This window comes from Roseburia lenta, assembly GCF_014287435.1.
Lineage (GTDB): Bacteria > Bacillota > Clostridia > Lachnospirales > Lachnospiraceae > Pararoseburia > Pararoseburia lenta.
The window spans coordinates 533,409-550,574 of record NZ_JACOPG010000002.1 but is presented as its reverse complement, the minus strand read 5'-3'; the positions used below and the strand labels follow the sequence as shown (position 1 = coordinate 550,574).

At 46.7% G+C, this 17,166-nt stretch carries 16 protein-coding genes; 15 read left to right on the top strand and 1 reads right to left on the bottom strand.

The features are described 5' to 3' along the window. Positions 1–38 precede the first annotated feature (38 nt). The 5 genes from atpD (at position 39) to H8R94_RS06585 (ending at position 5,232) form a co-directional block, all read left to right on the top strand. Complete coding sequence (gene atpD, locus H8R94_RS06605) at positions 39–1,430, top strand: F0F1 ATP synthase subunit beta (protein WP_118280532.1); 1,392 nt, start codon at positions 39–41, stop codon at positions 1,428–1,430. Positions 1,431–1,441: 11 nt separating this feature from the next. Beyond that, entirely contained in the window at positions 1,442–1,843 is a 402-nt protein-coding gene (gene atpC / locus H8R94_RS06600) for an ATP synthase F1 subunit epsilon (protein ID WP_118534990.1), read from the top strand. A 163-nt stretch (positions 1,844–2,006) separates the two neighbouring features. Next, the gene (locus H8R94_RS06595) at positions 2,007–3,992 is read left to right on the top strand and encodes a DUF6020 family protein (RefSeq protein WP_186854201.1); all 1,986 of its coding nucleotides are present in this window, start codon (positions 2,007–2,009) and stop codon (positions 3,990–3,992) included. Between the two features lie 23 nt (positions 3,993–4,015). Further along, positions 4,016–4,213, top strand: coding sequence for a hypothetical protein (locus H8R94_RS06590; protein ID WP_147403524.1), 198 nt, complete (start codon positions 4,016–4,018; stop codon positions 4,211–4,213). After that, entirely contained in the window at positions 4,213–5,232 is a 1,020-nt protein-coding gene (locus H8R94_RS06585; RefSeq protein ID WP_118280528.1) for a DMT family transporter, read from the top strand. Before H8R94_RS06590 ends, H8R94_RS06585 begins: the two co-directional genes overlap by 1 nt. A gap of 38 nt (positions 5,233–5,270) precedes the next feature. Here H8R94_RS06585 and greA read toward each other — a convergent pair whose 3' ends face one another. After that, complete coding sequence (gene greA, locus H8R94_RS06580; protein ID WP_118280527.1) at positions 5,271–5,774, bottom strand: transcription elongation factor GreA; 504 nt, start codon at positions 5,772–5,774, stop codon at positions 5,271–5,273. A 217-nt stretch (positions 5,775–5,991) separates the two neighbouring features. Between greA and H8R94_RS06575 the strand changes: the two genes are divergently transcribed. The 10 genes from H8R94_RS06575 (at position 5,992) to H8R94_RS06530 (ending at position 17,165) form a co-directional block, all read left to right on the top strand. Further along, the gene (locus H8R94_RS06575) at positions 5,992–6,708 is read left to right on the top strand and encodes a glycosyltransferase (RefSeq protein WP_118280526.1); all 717 of its coding nucleotides are present in this window, start codon (positions 5,992–5,994) and stop codon (positions 6,706–6,708) included. A 55-nt stretch (positions 6,709–6,763) separates the two neighbouring features. After that, positions 6,764–7,234, top strand: a complete 471-nt coding sequence (locus H8R94_RS06570; protein ID WP_118280525.1) for a GtrA family protein — start codon at positions 6,764–6,766, stop codon at positions 7,232–7,234. Between the two features lie 3 nt (positions 7,235–7,237). Continuing rightward, positions 7,238–8,200, top strand: coding sequence for a GDP-mannose 4,6-dehydratase (locus H8R94_RS06565; RefSeq protein ID WP_118534992.1), 963 nt, complete (start codon positions 7,238–7,240; stop codon positions 8,198–8,200). Between the two features lie 19 nt (positions 8,201–8,219). Then, entirely contained in the window at positions 8,220–10,133 is a 1,914-nt protein-coding gene (locus H8R94_RS06560; protein ID WP_186854200.1) for a DUF6311 domain-containing protein, read from the top strand. A gap of 39 nt (positions 10,134–10,172) precedes the next feature. Next, positions 10,173–11,225: a GDP-mannose 4,6-dehydratase gene (gmd, locus tag H8R94_RS06555; RefSeq protein ID WP_118534995.1), complete on the top strand. Its 1,053-nt coding sequence runs from the start codon at positions 10,173–10,175 to the stop codon at positions 11,223–11,225. Next, positions 11,226–12,293 carry an acyltransferase family protein gene (locus tag H8R94_RS06550; RefSeq protein ID WP_118280521.1) on the top strand — a complete coding sequence of 356 codons (1,068 nt, stop codon included), beginning with the start codon at positions 11,226–11,228 and terminating at the stop codon, positions 12,291–12,293. 34 nt (positions 12,294–12,327) lie between these two features. Further along, positions 12,328–13,428: an acyltransferase family protein gene (locus H8R94_RS06545; RefSeq protein ID WP_186854199.1), complete on the top strand. Its 1,101-nt coding sequence runs from the start codon at positions 12,328–12,330 to the stop codon at positions 13,426–13,428. A gap of 68 nt (positions 13,429–13,496) precedes the next feature. Then, positions 13,497–14,573, top strand: a complete 1,077-nt coding sequence (locus tag H8R94_RS06540; protein WP_186854198.1) for an acyltransferase family protein — start codon at positions 13,497–13,499, stop codon at positions 14,571–14,573. 68 nt (positions 14,574–14,641) lie between these two features. After that, the gene (locus H8R94_RS06535; protein WP_186854197.1) at positions 14,642–15,901 is read left to right on the top strand and encodes a hypothetical protein; all 1,260 of its coding nucleotides are present in this window, start codon (positions 14,642–14,644) and stop codon (positions 15,899–15,901) included. Positions 15,902–15,917: 16 nt separating this feature from the next. Next, positions 15,918–17,165, top strand: coding sequence for a hypothetical protein (locus tag H8R94_RS06530; protein ID WP_186854196.1), 1,248 nt, complete (start codon positions 15,918–15,920; stop codon positions 17,163–17,165). Position 17,166: the final 1 nt, after the last annotated feature.

Genomic DNA, 17,166 nt, shown 5'->3' with positions numbered 1-17,166 from the left:
GGCAAAAACAAAGTTTTGATGAATTAGGAGTGACAAATATGGCGAAAGAAAATATAGGAAAGATCACTCAGATCATTGGTGCGGTACTTGATATCAAGTTCTCCGAAGGCGAACTGCCGGAGATCAATGATGCTATCAATATCCCAACAAAAGATGGCGGGAAATTGGTAGTCGAAGTAGCCCAGCATCTGGGAGACGATACTGTGCGTTGTATTGCCATGGGAACGACCGACGGATTGGTACGTGGAATGGAGGCACACGCTACGGGGGCACCGATCAGTGTTCCGGTTGGCGAGCAGACCTTAGGACGTATCTTTAACGTATTGGGCGAGCCTATCGACGAGATTGATGCACCGCAGGACGTGGAATATATGCCGATCCACAGAAAGGCACCTGCTTTTGAGGAGCAGGCAACTTCCACAGAAATGTTGGAGACCGGTATCAAGGTCGTAGATCTGCTCTGTCCTTATCAAAAGGGTGGAAAGATCGGACTCTTTGGTGGTGCCGGTGTAGGAAAGACGGTACTTATCCAGGAGTTGATTCATAATATCGCTACCGAGCACGGTGGATATTCTGTATTTACCGGTGTAGGAGAGCGTACCAGAGAGGGAAATGACCTCTACTATGAAATGAAAGAATCCGGGGTTATCGACAAGACCTGCATGGTCTTTGGACAGATGAATGAGCCACCTGGAGCAAGAATGCGTGTCGGTCTGACCGGTCTTACCATGGCAGAATATTTCCGTGATAAGGGTGGCAAGGATGTATTGCTCTTTATTGACAATATCTTCCGTTTCACCCAGGCTGGTTCTGAGGTGTCCGCCCTTTTGGGACGTATGCCGTCAGCCGTAGGTTACCAGCCGACCCTGCAGACAGAAATGGGCGCTTTACAGGAGCGTATTACATCAACCAAGAGCGGATCCATCACATCTGTGCAGGCAGTATATGTGCCGGCGGATGACTTGACAGACCCGGCTCCGGCAACCACGTTTGCCCATCTGGATGCCACCACGGTATTGGAGAGATCCATTGCCGAACTTGGTATTTATCCGGCAGTAGACCCATTGGCATCTACTTCCCGTATTCTGGATCCTCGTATCGTAGGACAGGAGCATTTTGAGGTAGCGCGTGGCGTGCAGGAGATCTTACAGAAGTACAAGGAATTACAGGATATCATCGCGATCCTTGGTATGGATGAATTGTCAGAAGATGACAAGTTGGTTGTCAGCCGTGCCAGAAAGATCCAGAGATTCCTGTCACAGCCATTCTTCGTAGCGGGACAGTTTACCGGATTGGAAGGAAAATACGTGCCGATTGCAGAAACCATCCGCGGATTTAGAGAGATCCTGGAAGGCAAGCATGATGATGTGCCGGAAGGACATTTCCTGAATGCAGGAACCATTGATGAAGTACGCGCCCGGATGCAGTAAGGGAGGCGACTATGGCAGATAATTTGTTTCAAGTCGAGATCATAACGCCTGACCGCATTTTTTATAGGGGGCAGGCAAGCATGATCGAGTTTACAACGACCGAAGGAGAAATCGGTGTTTTTAAGGATCACATTCCGCTGACGACAGTTCTGGCACCGGGGATCGTGACGATCACGGAGGCAGACGGCGCAAAGAAGGCCGTGGTGCATGCCGGATTTGCGGAGATCTTGGGGGAGAAGGTAACACTTCTTGCCGAGGTGGCTGAATGGCCGGAAGAGATTGATCTGGAACGTGCGAGAAAGGCGGAAGACCGGGCAAGGGAACGTCTGAATCGCAAGGATGCTGATCTGGATGTCGCGCGGGCAGAACTGGCATTAAAGCGGGCGCTGGCGCGCCAGGATATTTTGGCATAAGAATTGACCCACCATGGAGTCGCGATCTCATGCGGCTTTCTATTGGTGGGTTTATTTTTGACAAGAATTACGCTATACTAATACACTGAATGTAGACTTTTGTTGCGCAGAAGAAAAGTCACATAGAAAATCTGGTGGATATATAAGAAAAGATAGGAAGATAATGAAAGAAATTACAATAAAACTGAAAGGGAGAGATTCCTGGATCTCCGTGATCCTGGGAATCTATGGTGCCCTAGGTGCCTTTATCTCTCTTTCGCGGGAAGCAACCATAGACAACAGCCCGGATATTGATCTGGAGAGTCAGATCATGTTATATACGCGGACCATGTACCGGTCTTTTTCGTCCAATCGTCTGCGGACTTTTTTATTTGCACTTGTGATCGGCATACTGGTCTATATGGTCCTGCAATTCAGCCGAACTTATAAAGAACGTCTGGCAGATCTCTTATTCAGTCTTCTGTTTGCGTCAGGGCAGTTGGTTGCCATGATCTTTAAAAAGTGGGGCGGCTGGTACGCCATGATGGATGCCATGGAGGAGAGCGGCGTGGCAGAGATTCAGATGTACCGCATTTTCTTGAAGTGGTCTGCCTATGTTCTGATCTCCTATTTTATCGTGGCTGCCATGATGCATTTCTTCCGAAATTTTGCGGAGCAACAGGAGATCAGAGGACAAGCGGGACGAAAGATCCCACCGGTATTGCAGATTCTTTTGATGGCAGTCTGTATGTTTGTGGCGTGGCTTCCGTATTTTATTTATTTCTACCCGGGAACCAGCAACGAAGATACGGTCATTATGATCATGGAGTATAACGAGATCCCGTCTTATATCCAGACCATGTCAGCGGTGCAGGCGGATGATATCTTCATCACAAATCATCATCCTTATATCCTGACGCTAGTGTTTTCCTGGTTTATTAAATTAGGATTGCATTTTGGAGACATCTGTATTGGCGTGGCAGCCTATGTTATCTTGCAGATGATTGCTCTGTCACTGGTATTTGCCGGATGTCTGTATTATATCCGCACTTGTGGCGTGACGACAAAGCGCATGATCGGAGCCCTGCTGATACTGATGTTCTTACCGATCTTTCCTATGTATGCCATCTGTATGCTAAAGGATACGGTCTATGCCACCTTTTGTCTGATTTTTATTATGATGATGCACTATGTGGCAAGGACAAAGGGACAGGCTTTCCGCAAGGTCTGGTTTGATCTGGCAATGTTTGCCGTAGCCTGTATGATGGTTTTGACCAAGGTATATGCAATGTACATTTTGCTGATCGTTGGCGTGGTATATCTGGTCAAATATCGACGGACTTTTGCCCAGATCATCACGTCGGTTATCCTGCCGGTTATCTTATATAAGGTGGTATTCTGCGGCATCCTGCTTCCGGCACTGAATGTAGCACCGGGAGGCATCCAGGAGGCGCTGTCCGTGCCGTTTCAGCAGACGGCGCGCTATGTCACGGAATACGGCGACCAGGTGACAGCGGCAGAAAAGAAAGCCATCAATAAGGTGCTCCCTTACAAAAAACTGGCAAAGAAGTACAACCCGGAACTTTCGGATCCGGTCAAGAAATATTACAATCAGGAAGCGACAAAGCAGGATCTTAAGAATTATTTTAAGGTCTGGTGGCAGATGTTCCTAAAGCACCCGGAAGTCTATGTGGAGTCCGTGTTGCATAATACCTATCAGTATTATGACATCAATAAGATTTCCAGCCTGGTGTATTATAAGTTTAATGATTATCTGCAATTGCACGATAAAGAAGGGCAATATACCTATCTTTATGTGGAGAACACAGAAGAGTATCTGGAACAGCGCTACGCGATCAACCAATTGGTTCTTTTTTCGGAAAAAGTGCCAATCGTGAATATCTTTGCCTCGATCGGATTGTGGCCGTGGCTGTTTTTGTTTGCCCTGCTCTACAATCTGAAATGGAAGAAAAAAGAAGCGCAGGCGCTGCTTCTGGTGCCACTGATTACGATCGCAGTCTGTATGGTGTCGCCGGACAATGGAAATACACGTTATGTGATGCCGCTTTTATATACACTGCCGTTTTTGATCCCTTTGGAACTTCTGCCGGAAAAGGCAGATGATAAAAAGGGCATGGAAACAGCGGAAATAGCAGAAGATCAGGCATAGCCTGGGAGGAAAATACAATGGATATGGAGAGACGACTTGAGGTGGAAAGCCTCACGAGAGAATTACAGGTCTTAGAACGGGAAGAACAAGAGTTAAGAGAAAAGATCGACATGATCGCGATCAAGAAGGGCGATCTGCTCAAAAGGATTGCAGATTATTCGGATGAAAAATACGAGCAGGATGCACTGACACGCTTGTATGAGCAGAGAAGGGGCAAGTAATGCAACAAAAGACAGAGAGAAAACTTGTCTGGACTAATACAGCCGTAGTATGTCTGGTCGCCCTTTTGTGTTGCTTTTTGTGGGGCAGTGCTTTTCCGGGCATCAAGATCGGTTATGGGATTTTTGACATTTCGGGGGAGCAGACCGGATTACAGATCATTTTTGCCGGAACTAGATTTTTCCTGGCAGGAATCATGGCGGTGGTGATCGGAAGTTTTGCCCATAAACGTCCGCTTTTCCCAAAGAAAACGTCCTGGTTGCCGATCCTGCATCTGAGCCTTTTACAGACGACTCTGCAATATTTTTTCTTTTATATCGGCCTGGGAAAGACCAGTGGCGTCAAGGCATCCATTATCGAGGCTTTGAATGTCTTTGTGGCATTGTTTGTGGCATGCCTTCTTTTTAAACAGGAAAAATTAAAACAAAATAAAATTATTGGATCTATCCTTGGATTTGCAGGAGTCTTTCTTGTAGAGATCTGGGGAAGCCGGGGGACGGGAAGCAGTCTGGGTGGTATTGGCATAGGAGAGATCTGTGTCTTTATCTCCACGGTCGCTTATGCTTTTTCTTCGGTCTATCTGCGGAAGTATTCCGAACAGGAAGAACCTTTTGTATTAAGCGGATATCAATTTATCGTGGGCGGGATCACATTGATCCTTCTGGGATTTTTGATGTGCATCTTCCTGCCGGCGAGTCTGGGATCCGGCTATGCGGCTATGACGACAGGACAGGTGCTGGGAGCCGTTGCAAGCCATATGGCGGGCGGGTTTTTCAGTCTCAAAGGATGCGGTATCGTGCTCTATCTGGCAATGGTATCGGCGGTGGCATATTCGCTCTGGGGTGTCCTCTTAAAGTACAACCCGGTATCAAAAGTGGCGGTATTTGGCTTTACCACGCCGATCTTTGGCGTGCTCTTATCCGCGATTTTATTGCGGGAGGCGGACACCTTGCGCATAGGCGTTTTGGTGATCTCTTTGATCCTGGTATCCATAGGAACACTTATGGCGCAGAAAAACTGATTTCTGCGCCATTTTTATCTGTTTATCCATATAAGATTCTAGTATCTGCGGATCTGGTCATCCTCATCCCCGACATTGCGGTCGATCTTTTTGATGACAACATCATAGGAAAAGGACGGATCCACCTGTACGGTCGCGGTCTCGCCAACCTTTTTACCACGGATGGCTTTGCCCAGAGGTGATTCAATGCTTACCATATCACGCAGGGAAGAACTGCGGATGGAGGTGACCAGTTTGTAAGTCTCCTCGCAGTCTTCATCCGGGATGTAGAGGGTCACGATCGTATTGATACCCACCTCATCCTCAGAAGTATGGTCCTCAATGATGGTCGCATTCTTTAACATGCGCTCCAGATAACGGATGCGGCTTTCGTTCTGGTTCTTGTCCTTTTTTGCGGCATAATATTCAAAATTCTCGCTGAGGTCGCCCTGTGCCCGCGCTTCCTTTACGGCTTCAATGGCTGCCTTTCTGACAACCAGTTTGCGGTGGTCGATCTCTTTTTGTATCTTTTCTACATCTGACGGTGTTAAACGTTCTCCCATAGTTATACTCCTTATTCTGCCTGAATTTAAAATGTGAGACGCGGTCTTTCTTTCAAGTCTGACCGCATATATTAGTATAGCACAGGGCGTCAAAGAGAGAAAGTCAGACGGCATCAGAAAAAGATATAGCAAAAATTGGGCATTGATGGTAAAATATAGCGGTATATGTGTAAAAACTGTCTTTGGACAGTAGGAATCAAGGAAGGAAATCGGCATTATGGGAATTAGCCTTGTGTTGTTGGCATATAAGGAAGAAGATAATTTACGTGTTCTTTTGCCACAGATCATTGAAGAAGTAGAAAAGTGTAATGAGGAATATGAGATCCTTGTTGTAGATACAGCCAAGCCTTTGGATAACACCAAGGGTGTTTGTCAGGAATATGGCGCAAGATACATCAATCAGGAAGAACCGGGATTCGGAGGGGCTTTCCGTACTGCGATCAAGTATGCGAACAAGAGCAAGTTTTTGATCATGGACAGTGATGGCTCCCATCCGCCAAAGAGCATTCCGGCAATCCACAAGATGTTTGTCGAGGAAAAATGCGATGTTGTTATCGGATCACGTTATGTCAAAGGCGGTGTGACAAATGATGCCAAGTCGTCACAGATCATGTCGCATATGCTCAATTTTGCATTCCGCGTCTGTCTGGGACTGCATGCCAATGACCTGTCTACAGACTATCGCATGTATCACACAAAACAGTTGAAAAAGGTCAAACTGACCTGTGAAAACTATGATGTTCTGGAAGAAGTTTTGCTCCGCTTAAAACTCAACAAGCGTGACAAGAAGTTAAAGATCGGGGAAGTGCCGATCAATTTCCAGAAGCGTATGTACGGCGAGTCCAAGCGCCAACTTTTGAAATTTATCATCAGTTATATCAAGACACTTTTCCGTCTTATGGGCGTGCGTATCCAAGATGCACTGCATAAATAAGAGACCGATAGAAAGATGAAATGTGATCGGAGAGATCACAGGAAGGTAGTATTAGATGAAAAAGTTAATTGACCAGATCTTAAAATTTGGTGTGGTAGGAATCATTTCTTTTATTGTGGACTTTGTCATTACCATGGCAGTATCGACCGGACTTCGTCAGGGCGCGGGCATGGGGACATCACAGGCGGCGTTGATCGGTGCCTTTTTCGGTTTTGTCGTATCGGTCATTGTCAATTACATCCTTTCTATGAAGTATGTGTTTGAGCGCAGGGATGATCTGGATCGTAAAAAAGAATTCATCATCTTTGTTGTGCTCAGTGTATTCGGTCTGGGCATCAACGAACTCATCATTCTTTTCTGCATTGATATTGTCTATGCAAACTGGGCATGGCTTCATGCACTGGTTGGTGCTACCCTTGCAACAGCGGGCGCTAAGATCGTGGCAACGGCAGTTGTTATGGTCTACAATTTCGTGACCAGAAAGATCTTCTTAGAAAACAAAAAGACGGAAACTGAGGGAGAATAGGATATGAAAAGAATGCTTATCACCGGATTTTCCGGTTTCGTCAGCCGTCATTTTTTAAATTATCTTGTAGAAAATAATCTGTCCTATGAGGTGCTTGGCGTAGATGTCAATCTGCCGAAATTTGCCATGGAGGACTATGCGCCAACACTGGCTATGTCCTTTGAGCAGGTAAATCTCCTTGATAAAGAGGCAGTGGAAGATATGATCGCAACTTTCCGACCGGACTATATCCTGCATCTGGCATCTTTTTCCAGTGTTGCCTATAGTTGGCAGCATCCGGCAGACTGCTTTATGAACAATACCAGCATCTTTTTGAATGTGACAGAGGCATTGCGCAAGCATGACTTGTGTGACTGCCGTCTTTTGTCGGTGGGATCTTCGGAGGAATACGGCGATGTCAAAAAAGAGGAACTGCCGCTGCAGGAGGATATGCCTTTAGTTCCGGTCAATCCTTATGCGGTTGCCAGAGTTTCCCAGGAAATGATGGCAAAGGTATTGGCAGACAGTTTTGGCATGCAGATCATGCTGACCCGGTCTTTTAACCATATGGGACCTTTTCAGGATGAACGCTTTGTGATCCCGAGTTTTGTGCGCAGAATCTTAGATATTGCAGAAAGCGGTGCAAAAAGCGGCGAGATCGAGACCGGAGATACTTCCATTGTGCGTGACTTTGTGGATGTACGCGATGTCGTGCGTGCTTACTACCGTCTGCTTTTGGACGGAAAAGCGGGAGAAGTCTATAACATCTGTGGCGAAAAGGGCGTGTCTCTGGCAGAAGTCGTGGATCAGATCGCAGATATCGTGGGCGTTTCCGTGACAACCCGCGTCAATCCGGACTTTGTGAGACCGGGCGACAATCAGGTCGTGATCGGCTCGGCAGAAAAGATCCGACAGGATATCGGCTGGACAGCGGAGATCCCACTGCGTCAGACGCTTATGGATATGATAGGACACATGTGTGCATAGAGCGGTGCCGGAGAATTAGATGGAAAAATACTACGGGATGAACATAAGAAAAAGATTACAAAATCCATACCTGATTTTTGTACTAGGTTGTCTGCTGGGCAGCCTAGTTTTTGTATGTATCTATGGTCTGGCTGTGGTAAATGTCACAAATGTGGCGTGGCTGACGGACTCCTCACAGGCAGAAGGGCTATGGGATCTGACCCAGCATTATCTGGGCTGGGTCTTCTACCGGAAAAGTCCATGGCACTTTCCACTGGGGCTGGTCGAGGGGATTTACAGCCAGCCGGTGTCTATCGTCTATACAGACTCCATCCCTCTCTTTGCCCTACTTTTTAAAATACTATCGCCCCTGCTCCCGGCTAATTTTCAGTATTTTGGCTTGTTTGAACTCTTGTCCTATGCCCTGATGGGGGGCTTTGGGGCGCTGTTTGTGCGGGCATTTTCAAAAAGAAGCCAGATCTGTCTGCTTTCTTCTCTCTTTTTTGTCCTGTCACCGGTCATGTTGAAACGGACTTTTTATCATACGGCGTTGTCTGCCCACTTTTTGATTCTGGCGGCATTTTGTCTCTGGGTCTGGAGAGGTAGCCTTTTGCCGGAGTATGCATCGACAGAGAGGGAAACAACGGGACAGATCGTCAGAAGGCGCTGGCGTTATGCCGGGCGTTGGATCATCCTTTTATGTCTGTCGGCTCTGACCAATGCCTATTTTACGCCTATGATCCTTGGCATCTGGCTCTGTAGTGATCTGCAGGAGTATCTGGCGAAAGCGGGAAAGAAAGACAAGGGGCTTCTTGTAATCTATCTGGTGGAAGTACTCGTTGCCGGACTGATCCTTTTTGGGATCTGTTATATCATGGGCTATTTTTATGGGGAGGTGTCTGTCTCTACGACAGGACTGGAAGAATTGTCTTTTAATCTGTTACAGTTTTTTGATCCGAGCAATGATCTTTGCGTCATTGATCACAGGAACTATATTTTCAGTAAACAGAATTATTCCTCACTTTTGCCGACCCTTCCGACTGTATCCGGTTGGCAGGAAGAAGGCTTTGCTTATCTTGGCTTTGGCATGATCTTTCTCCTTGCCTGCCTTGTGGTCTATGGAAGCATTCGCTGGATCGCAGGTAAATATAGAAAAAGACATGAGGGGGAGAAGGCGCAGATAGGGCAGGCACAAAAAACCAACCGGCGATCTTGGATCATCAGCATTCTGGTCGGTTTTTTGGTTTTTACCTTTCTTGCCCTGTCACCGCGGGCGAGTCTTGGCAGCAGGATCCTGTATCAGATCTCCTATCCGCAGGTCATCTATCAGGCGCTCAGTGTCTTTCGGTCGACGGGGCGCCTGATCTGGCCGGTCTACTATGGACTGCTGGCATTGGGGATCTATGGCATGGTTTTCCTCTTGGAAAGATCCAGGGGCAGGTTTTCTCTGGGATTTTTGATCGGTCTTTTAGTATTACAGGTCTATGATCTCTATCCGGGTGTTTCCTACAAACATCAGGCATATACCTATGCGGCAGAGACCGGCGGCGAAAGGGATGCGTCTCAAAGCCGGGATACCATGACAGCGGCATACAAAAAGTATTTGTCGTCGGATGTCTGGGATATGCTGGGAGACCAGATGGATGAGATCGTCTTTTATCCGCCGACCCAGTTTGGGATCGAGTGTGATCCAAAGACATCCTGCATTTTTGAGGAATATGCGCTTGCCCATGCTATGTCTTTGAACGTGACCTACATGAGCCGGGATATGAGCAGGACAGCGGATCAAAAGACCTATGCGCATTTTGAAAAGCGAAAAGAGGGAGAGAAATTTACGCATACCCTCTATATCTTTTTTGATATTTCAGATATACCACCGTCTGAGGAGACGCACTTGCAGTATTATCAGGTGGACGGCTATGTGATAGGGGTAGAGAAATCCCTGATTTTATGATATGATACAAGTATTTTATGAGGACAAAGGAGACAAGCAATGAGCAAAAATGTAGCACTTATTACAGGTATCACCGGACAGGACGGTAGTTACTTAGCAGAGTTTTTATTGGAAAAGGGATATGAGGTGCACGGTATCATCCGTCGTTCTTCCGTATCGACCACAGAGCGTATCGATCATCTGATCGCTGAGAATGCCATTACCTTACATGATGGAGACCTTTCGGATTCTTCTTCCATCATCCGTGTGGTAAATGAAGTCCGCCCGACAGAGATCTACAATCTGGCAGCACAGAGCCATGTAGGCGTGTCTTTTGATGCAGCAGAATATACAGGAGACGTGGACGCGCTTGGCGTTCTTCGTATCCTTGAGGCAGTACATATGCTTGGCATGGATAAGACCTGCCGTATTTACCAGGCTTCTACTTCTGAGTTGTACGGAAAGGTTGAGGAAGTTCCGCAGAACGAAAACACACCGTTCCACCCATTCAGCCCATATGCGGTTGCAAAGCAGTATGGCTTCTGGATGATGAAGGAATACAGAGAGGCTTACGGCATGTTTGCCTGCAACGGTATCCTCTTCAATCATGAATCTGAGAGACGTGGTGAGACCTTTGTTACCAGAAAGATCACCCTTGCAGCAGGACGTATTGCCTGCGGATTACAGGATCATCTGGAACTCGGCAATCTGGATTCCCTGCGTGACTGGGGCTATGCCAAGGATTATGTAGAATGTATGTGGCTGATCTTACAGCAGGACCAGCCGGACGACTATGTTATCGCAACCGGCGTTCAGCATACCGTCCGTGAATTTACAACACTTGCCTTTGCCAATGACGGTATCGAACTAGAATGGCGTGGTGAAGGCATGGAAGAAAAGGGTTATGACAAGGCAACCGGCAAGATGCTGGTATGTGTCAACCCACAGTGGTTCCGTCCGACAGACGTTGTCAACCTCTGGGGAGATCCGACCAAGGCAAAGACCAAACTCGGCTGGAATCCACAGAAGACCAGTTATGAAGAATTATGCCGCATCATGGCACAGCATGACTTAGAACTTGCCAAGAGAGAGGCAAAGTTAAAGGCAGAATAAATGACGCAGGAGAAAAAAGAACGGCAATCCAACTTTGAACTGCTCCGTATTCTTTTGATGCTGACGATCCCGGTTTACCATCTGATGCTCTATAATGGTGTTTTCTATATGGACTATCATAAGAATGTGGCACCGGGATTGTTCCTCTCCAGTGGGGGAGCAATCACGGCGGATTATGCCTTTATCGCTCTGACATCCTATTTTCTGCTGGAAAGCAAAGACCGCCCAGTAATCCGGCGGTTTTTGACGTTTGGCGCACAGGTGCTGACGCTTTATGTCATCCGTTTTATTGTCATTCGCGGGCTTTGGGGATTCCATTCAGGAAACTGGTTTGTAGAAGACTATATTTTGGGTGGAGCATGGTGGTTCGTAGCACCTTATATGGTCCTGCTCCTGGTCTATCCGTGGCTGAACCGGCTGATGGAGAGGCTGTCCCGCGGCTGGCATGGGATGCTTTGTCTGGGCTTGGCTATCTGGTTTGTCATCAATGGCATGACCCTACAGATGAATTTTGTCAATGATCTGGTCGCTTTTCTGCTTACCTATTTTGTCATGGGTTATCTGCGCAGGGACGATTACAGGCGCTGGATCTTTCCGACAGGGAAGAAATGGATGGCTGGCATTTATATGACAGGCTTTCTGTTTACGTTTTTTTACGCCTGGTATGTCAAGATGCCGGGAGTCATGGCAAATGACGATGCCGCCAATCTGGTCGTAAAGCATCTGATCGGCAAATATGCGCCTTTGCAATTTGTCATGGGACTTGCTGTGTTCTTTTTCTTCCGGGCATTGCGGCTCCGCCAGTCGCCGCTTATCAATCGTATGGCAAAGAGTGTATTCTTTGTATTCCTTTTGCATGAGACAGTCATGGGCGTCTATTGGTATTTTGGCAAGATCAATGGGCAGTATCCTTACTATTCGGTGGCAGGATTTTGGGGCTGGCTGGTCGTCTATGCGGCAACCTGTCTGCTTGTAGGAATAGTGGCGCAGAAGTTATACACCGGATTTCTGGCACCGCTCTGGAAGCGGGGCATTGATGCCTTTTGCAAAAAATGCGGATTTCAGTAGTGTTAGGAAAGCCGATGGATCGAGAGATAAGAAAATGACCAATACAAGAGCAGAAAGAAAACAGTATCGCGCGATCGATATCGCAAAATTTGTCATGGCAATTCTTGTCGTGGCGATTCATGTGCGTCCTTTTACAGGACAGACAGCCTTTGTCTATGATGACATTATAGCGCGTATCGCAGACCCTCTCTTTTTTCAGATTACAGCATTTTTATTTTTTGAAAAGATATTTGCACAAATATCCGGCGATCTGAGACAGGGGATGTCCTGGTGCATGCTGGGACATTACATGAAGCGTATTTTGGCTTTATATACCGCATGGTTTGTTATTTATGCGCCTGTCGTTTTGCCGCGGACATGGCAGGAGTGCGGAAATATCCGCGGGATGCTTTTGGCACTGCTTAAAAAATACTGGCTGAGCGGTTATTATGGGGCAATGTGGTTTATGACAGCCCTCCTGCTGGCTATGCCTCTGGTCTTTATCCTGACAAAATATTTAGGATCGCGACTGTGTCTTCTCTTATCGGCACCATGGTTTTTGCTTACGGTGGCAAGGATGGAATATTGCAGTATCACCGATGGCTGGCAGGTGGCGGGTTATTTTGACTCTGCCATCTACGGTATTTTTGGCTGGTATGGAAATGGTCTGACTTACGGATTTTTCTTTTGCGCTCTGGGCATGTGGATCGCTTATAAACGGACACTGGGAGGACAAAAAAACGACAGCAGGGATTTTGCCCTGCCGAGTCTGATCAGTTTTTTACTCCTGATCATTGAATCCTATGTCATCCGTGACAAGGGACTGGGACAGAGTTTTGGGGCTATGTTCTTTTTGATCCCAACTTCTTATTTCCTCCTGCAGTGGCTTTTGTCTGTGGACATCTTTGAAAAAATGGGAGAGCAGAGCAGGAAACGGTTGGATTGCGCCTGTGCGCATATGCGCAGGCTTAGTATTTTGATCTTTACCATACATTATGGGGTCATGGAAGGCTTGCAGTATTTGCTCGGAAAATATACCGGGGCTGTCTGGAATATGACGGGCTTGTATTTGTCGGTATTGCTTGTGACCATAGGGCTGGCAGAACTTATCCTGCTGGCACAAAAGAAGATAAAATGGCTGCATATCCTGTACTGACGATGGCAAGAGGCTGTTTGCAGAAAATCTGACAGAAAACATAGATCAAATGAAATGAGTTATAAGAGATGACACAGAAAAGACGAAATGAGATTACAGGCCTGCGGGGCTTGAGTGCCTGCGCGATCGCCTATATCTTTCACTATACAGAATTGTTTCATACCATGCCGGAACGTTTCCCCATACAGGCGGCTGTCATGGGATTTTTGGCACGCTATGGTGTCTGCATGTCTGAGATCTTTTTTATGCTCAGTGGTCTGCTTTTGTACTGGTCCTATCAGAAACGTCTGTCCGAGGGCGAATTGCGGCTGGGTAATTTTATCCTGCCAAAGATGAAAAAGATCTATCCTATGATGATGGCATCTGCTTTGGTAACTTGGCTTTTGCAGAAAGTCGGCTATGCTATCTATGGTGTCTATATCCTGCATCCGGATGGAGCCGGGGTGCGAAATTCCCTCAAGGCACTCCTGGTATCGCTGCTGGGCTTGCAGACAGGATGGATTTCTGACAATGATACGCTGGCGGTCAACGGACCGAGTTGGTTTGTCAGTGTTTTCTTTGTCTGCTATGCCATTTACTATCTGCTGACGCGCTATGTCAGAGGACGTTTGTGGCAGAATGTATCCTATATGGGTATGATGGCATTGGGGATTTTCCTCATGATTCATCCCTTGGGACTGCCTCTTTTATACTGTACGAGTGGCAGAGGTTATTTTAGTTTTTTTGCCGGCATTATACTGGCACAGATCATAGAAAAGACCAAGGAGCGGGGCAAGACGTTTTCTTGTATATTGGCAAGTGTGGTATTGATCGGCAGTCTGATCTTGGCAGAAACTCACGAGAACTTGCGGACTTTGTGGTATGTCAGCGCTTTTGTGTGGACAAGTCTGATCTATCTGGCATGTCAGGTGGATATCCTGCGAAAGATCTTTGGGGCAAAACCTTTTGTCTGGCTGGGAAATGTCTGTATGCCGATCTTTTTGTGGAACATGGCGACTGATCTTGGGATGGAACTCATCAACCGTCTGTGTCATCTGGACTTAAATTACAGCAGTCTGACGGTATGGAGCATGCACCTTGTCATTTCTCTGTTGGTCGTATGGATTATGAATGAGGGAGATTGCCTGTTCCATCAAAGGCACTAAGGTGTTCGTGATGGCAGGGGTAGAAGTGTGAAAGATATGAAAAAGTATGCGTGTATGGAGTTTGTAGCATGGGAATAGAAAAAACAATGAGCCAAATGCCAAAAAAGAAGCAGATCAGCCGTTTTATGTGGCTTTTGATCTTGTTGTCATGCGCCATTTTCTTTTTGGACTATGACGAGAGAGTGCTGCCTTACAATTCGACGATCCTGGCATTTTCTTACAAATATGGTTTTATATCGCGAGGTCTTGCGGGAACGATCTATCAGTGGATAGACCATATCCTGCCGGTCAATATGATCGATTATGCTATGGTGCTCCGCTTTACGCTGATCGTGACGCTTGCTTTTTATGTGCTTTTCTTTGCTTTTTGCTATCAGTGCATGAAGCGGTGTCAGGAAGAGTATCTGGGCAGGTTTTTGTATCTGATCCTCTTTTACGCTGTTTTTGTTGTTTCCATGTTTGCCTACAAGCGCAATTTCGGAAGACTGGATCTCTATCTGATGGCGCTGACCGTCATCGGGACCATGTGTCTGATCGCAAAAAAGGCAGAATGGCTGATCGTGCCGCTTTCCATGATCAGTGTTATGTACCATCAGGGCTATGTCTTTATGTTTTACAATATCCTGCTTGCCCTTTTGGTTTATCGGCTTTTGTCGGAAAAGGAAAAAAAGGCACGCATTTATTATGGCGTCATTCTTCTGGTCAGCCTGATCGGATGTTCTGCCCTCTTTTTGTGGTTCGAGTTCTTCAGCCATACGGATGGAGTGCGTTATGTGGATGAGATCATCGCTAATGCTAAGGCGATGACAAAGCCTTTTAACTGCATGACTTACCATGATACCCTGATCGATCACGAGATCCTGGGAATTGATCTGTCCGATGTGGAATATCCTTACCGCGTGATGAACTGGATCGAGATCCCGTTTTTTATAGCCATCATCTCGCCTTATATTGTTCTGGCGGTGAAACTATTCCGGCGGATCCAGGCGCGGGCTCAAGGAAAAACAGAACGGCTCAAATACGGCTTTCTTGCCATTGCCGCAGGAACGCTTTTGCCCCTGTTTTTGATGAAATGCGATTATGCGCGCTGGGTATTTGCCCTGATCTCCTATTACTGTATGATCTTTCTGGCACTGGTTGCCATGGGAGACCGGATCGTGGCGGAGGAGTTGACCGGCATTTTTACAGAGATCAAAGAAAAATATCCTTTTGCCATCCTTTTGCTTTTGCTGCCGGCGCTTTTGACACCGTTTTGGGATGTGCATATCAATGGGCTGCTGCGAGGAATCAGCAACCCGATCAATGAGACATTTTTGAATTTATGGTAGATAGACTGAGGTAGAAATGACAGAGCAATTTGATAAAGTTGAGAAAAAAAGATACAGGCAGTTTATCGGAGCCATGCTGGCATTTGCGGTATTCTATTATCTGCGTTATTTTAAGCACACCATGACAGAGTACAATACGACGCTCTTTGCCATGTCCTATAAGTATGGCTTCATTTCCCGCGGTATGTTGGGGACGATCTGGGCAGGCTTGGATAAGATCCTGCCACTGGATCTGATGACCTATGAGGCGGTCTACTGGTTCAACTGGGGGATCACCTGGCTCTTTAGCCTGCTGGTAATCGTCTTTTTGGGAAAATGCATTCGAAAAGTCAAAGCTGAACATCGTCATAACATGTATTATATGGCGATCGCCTGTGCCATCTATTTCTTCCCTATGTTCTGGTCGGAAGAAATGTTTGGCAGACTGGATGTATATCTCTATATCCTGACCTTTATCTGCCTTTTTGCCCTGCTTGATGAAAAAGCCGAGTGGATCATCATTCCTATTGGCATCCTTTGCATGTGTATTCATCAGGGCTTTGTTTTTACCAATGCTAATCTGATTCTGGTGCCGCTCTTTTATAAGATCATGACGGAAGAAGGGAAAAGGCGGAAAAAATATATCCTTCTTTTTGCAGGATTTTTCCTGACCATTTCTGCCTTGTTTTTATACTTTGAGTTTTTCAGCCATGGCAATGGGGCATCCATCTATAAAGAGGTCGTAGCCGCTGCAAAGGCACTTTCGGAAAACGGAAAAGGCTACAATAAATCCGTGATCCAGCATGAGATTCTGGGAAAAGATGTTTATGACTCAGAGGCGCGTTATCATGCACTGAACCGGACGGAGTTCCCGGCATTTTTGGTTTTGTATGCGCCATATCTGCCGATCGTGATTCACTTTTTCAAAGGCCTGTTTGGACGGAGCAAGGATGCACGGAGCAAATGGGCGCACGCGGCATTTTTGCTGGGCGCATGTACGATCCTGCCGCAATACCTCCTAAAAGTAGATTTCGGTCGCTATGCCTTTACGACTTTTACCTATTATATCGTTATGGCCATGATCCTGATGGTCATGCAGGATAAGGCTGTCGCAGACCAGTTGGAGACGACCAAGGAAAAGATTAAGGCAACGATTCCGGTGCCTTGGATCGTTCTTTTGTACCCTATGTTTTTGATGCCTTTTTATGATGTGATCATTTCCGGGGCGACATCCAAGTTGCGGACGCTGGTGATGGAAGTGCTGGGTATGCAACTGCCGGGCTAGG